The sequence below is a fragment of the Moorena sp. SIO1F2 genome (assembly GCF_010672755.1).
In the GTDB taxonomy this organism is placed as follows: domain Bacteria; phylum Cyanobacteriota; class Cyanobacteriia; order Cyanobacteriales; family Coleofasciculaceae; genus Moorena.
Genome location: NZ_JAAHFV010000538.1, coordinates 1 through 3,007 on the forward strand (window position 1 = coordinate 1; position 3,007 = coordinate 3,007).

Sequence of the window (3,007 nt, forward strand, 5' to 3'; positions counted from 1 at the left end):
AATATCTAGTTCACAGATCTAGTTCACAAATATAATATCTAGTTCACAGATCTAGTTCACAAATATAATATCTAGTTCACAGATCTAGTTCACAAATATAATATCTAGTTCACAGATCTAGTTCACAAATATAATATCTAGTTCACAGATCTAGTTCACAGATCTAGTAAAGTGTTCAAGACATATGAAACCAGGCGGTCAATGCGACTGCCAAGGCATCTGCTAAATCATCTGGTTTGGGGATGGTGTCTAAGTTTAACTCCCGCATAACAGCCTGCTGAACCTCATATTTATCCGCATTACCATATCCTGTCAAAGCCTGTTTAATCTGACCCGGTGTAAACTCTACCATTGGAACTTCATGTTGTGCTGTTACTAACACCACAACACCCCGTGCCTGAGCTACGGAGATCGTAGTACTCATACGGTAGAAAAAAAGTTTTTCAATCGCCACCAGATCCGGTTGGCAGTGTTCCAGCAGGGTGTGTAAATCCTCGTAAATCGTACACAGTCGTGAGCCGTAATCAGTTTTGGCAGGGGTTTGGATGATGCCAAAATCTAGCAACTGCAATGGTTCAGGGGTTGCCTGTATTGGTGACTGGCTAGAACGCTTTGCCACTCCTAAGGAGCTTTTTGTGTTTCCTGACTTACTAATTTGGGTTGTTTGGCAACTAATTGCCCCAAAACCTAAAGTAGCTAGTCCTGGGTCAATTCCCAAAATTCGCTTTTCCATCTGCCTCACTGCAGTCAATCCCTGTCCAGTCTAATAACTAGATTAGGTTAATGGTGTTAGTGCTATCATCCCTAATCCCTAGTGCTATCATCCCTAATCCCTAGTGCTATCATCCCTATTACCTAGGCAAGCGTTCCCCATTAAGTCATGAGCTGTAAGCAGCTACACTTGTCACAGGAATCACAAAAGTCTGGTGTAGCTGACTAATTGGGATTATTCTCTTTCACCCCGTATTTTTTGGGGTTACGCGACTACTCTCATACCCTAAATGGGAACTCAACCGACCTCACCACTTTCCGCATATCGACGGGTAAATTCTGATCATAACGTCTAGGTACCGGATATTGTATTAATCACACCTTAGCCTAATTATCTGAAACTGTCGTGATCAGTACCAGCTTCATGGTGAATTCACCATTGAGGTGCGACCCAAGGGCGCGAGCAATCCCTCGCGCCCTTGGAGGCGCGCACCTTGATCAGTAATATCAATGAAAACCGCTATACCTGAAGGGTGAGCGGCTGTGTGAATCACGCGCTTTTCACACGAATGTTTGATTAGGCGAAGAAAGTACCAATCTGACAGGCACTTCCGGAGCCTTACCCGTTCCTCACTACATGCATCGCCTCCTTGTCAAGTGCTGGAGTTCGACCAGCCATGTCTATCCGGCTTTTGTAGTTACCATACTCAGTGTAGTTATGTCCTCAATCAGTCTTTTCAAAAGAGCTCTACGTACCCTACAAAATGAATCGAGAGGTCGAATTCCTCAGCGGGTCAACCGTTGGTTTAAGTGGTTAGCCCCTGGATTACTAGTGAAGCGTTGGATACTTTTAAGTGCTGGTGGTGTAGTGCTAACAAGTTTGGGATTAGCGATTTGGGTAAAGCTGACTCCAGTTTTTTACATCATTAAATTCACAGCCCAAGTTTTAGAGAAAATTACCACCATTATTCCTAACCATGTGTCTGGTCCAATTGCGCTGATCTTGGGTCTACTTTTCATCTTCTGGGGGCAAACCCGGACGGTAGGTTCAATTACGGAAGTTTTAAAACCCGACCACGATCGAAAACTGATTGATGTGCTGATGGATCATCGTCGGTTAAACCGGGGACCGAAAATTGTAGTCGTTGGCGGTGGCACTGGTCTTTCTAGCTTACTTAGAGGACTAAAGGTTTATAGTGCTAATATCACTGCTATTGTTACGGTAGCTGATGATGGCGGTTCCAGCGGACGGCTGCGACGGGAAATTGGAGTGCTACCACCGGGGGATATTCGTCACTGTTTAACGGCACTGGCAGACCAAGAAAAGTTGTTAACCGAACTGTTTGAATACCGTTTTCGAGCTGGTAGTGGTTTAGTCGGTCACAGTTTTGGAAACCTCTTCCTGACCGCCATGAGTGATATTACTGGCGATCTAGAACAAGCTGTTGCTGCTAGTTCTCAGGTATTAGCAGTGAGAGGAAGAGTGTTGCCAGCTACCCTAACTGATGTCAGCCTTTGGGCTGAATTAGCTGATGGACGTCGCATCGAAGGAGAGTCTAATATTACTGATGCTCGGGGAGTGATCAAAAAAATTGGTTGTACTCCCGAACATCCACCTGCTTTACCAGCAGCACTCAAGGCAATTCAGGAAGCAGATTATATTATAATAGGACCCGGTAGCCTATATACCAGCATTATTCCCAATCTTTTGGTGCCAGAAATTACCGATGCGATCGCAGCTCGCTTGATACCCCGCATCTACGTTTGTAATATCATGACCCAGCCAGGGGAAACCGATGGATATAGTGTCTCTGACCATATAAAAGCCATTGATCAAGCCTGTGGTAAAAGGCTATTTAACGCGGTACTTGTGAATCGAAAATACCCCTCAGCTGGGTCACTGATTAAGTATGCTCAAGTTAAGTCTCATCCAGTATTTCTAGATCGAGAAGAAACTTCTAAATTAGGGCGTCGGATTGTAGTGACCAATGTAATGTATGAAGATGAGGAAACTCATTTAGTACGGCACAATTCTGAAAGGCTGGCACGGGTTTTATTACGGTGGTATAGTCGAGCACATGCTTAGATAAGGTGAGTTCGAGGAAAATTTTTAAGGGAAAATAAAAGCTGAGATGTTAACTCAGAATAACCATAATTCGAGGTACTCTATTGCTAATAACTAATGACCAAAATTTTTATAGCTGATGTAATAGCAACGCGATCGCTAGGTGTGGAATTGGGTAAGTCTCCCTCCAGCAAAATGATGCTACTAGCTGGCAGAGATTTACCCAATTCC

2 protein-coding genes are annotated in these 3,007 nt (G+C 44.1%); one reads left to right on the plus strand and one right to left on the minus strand.

Annotation, left to right across the window (positions count from 1 at the left end):
* Positions 1-175: 175 nt before the first annotated feature.
* Positions 176-733: a crossover junction endodeoxyribonuclease RuvC gene (gene ruvC, locus F6J94_RS32365; protein ID WP_293026596.1), complete on the minus strand. Its 558-nt coding sequence runs from the start codon at positions 731-733 to the stop codon at positions 176-178.
* A 696-nt stretch (positions 734-1,429) separates the two neighbouring features.
* On the opposite strand from ruvC, the gene yvcK reads away from it, so the two are divergent.
* Positions 1,430-2,797 carry a gluconeogenesis factor YvcK family protein gene (gene yvcK / locus F6J94_RS32370; RefSeq protein WP_293047745.1) on the plus strand — a complete coding sequence of 456 codons (1,368 nt, stop codon included), beginning with the start codon at positions 1,430-1,432 and terminating at the stop codon, positions 2,795-2,797.
* Positions 2,798-3,007 lie beyond the last annotated feature (210 nt).

Coding starts and splice junctions, on each gene's coding strand:
- ruvC (WP_293026596.1), bottom strand. CDS start 733: ATGGAAAAGCGAATTTTGGGAATTGACCCAGGACTAGCTACTTTAGGT.
- yvcK (WP_293047745.1), top strand. CDS start 1,430: ATGTCCTCAATCAGTCTTTTCAAAAGAGCTCTACGTACCCTACAAAAT.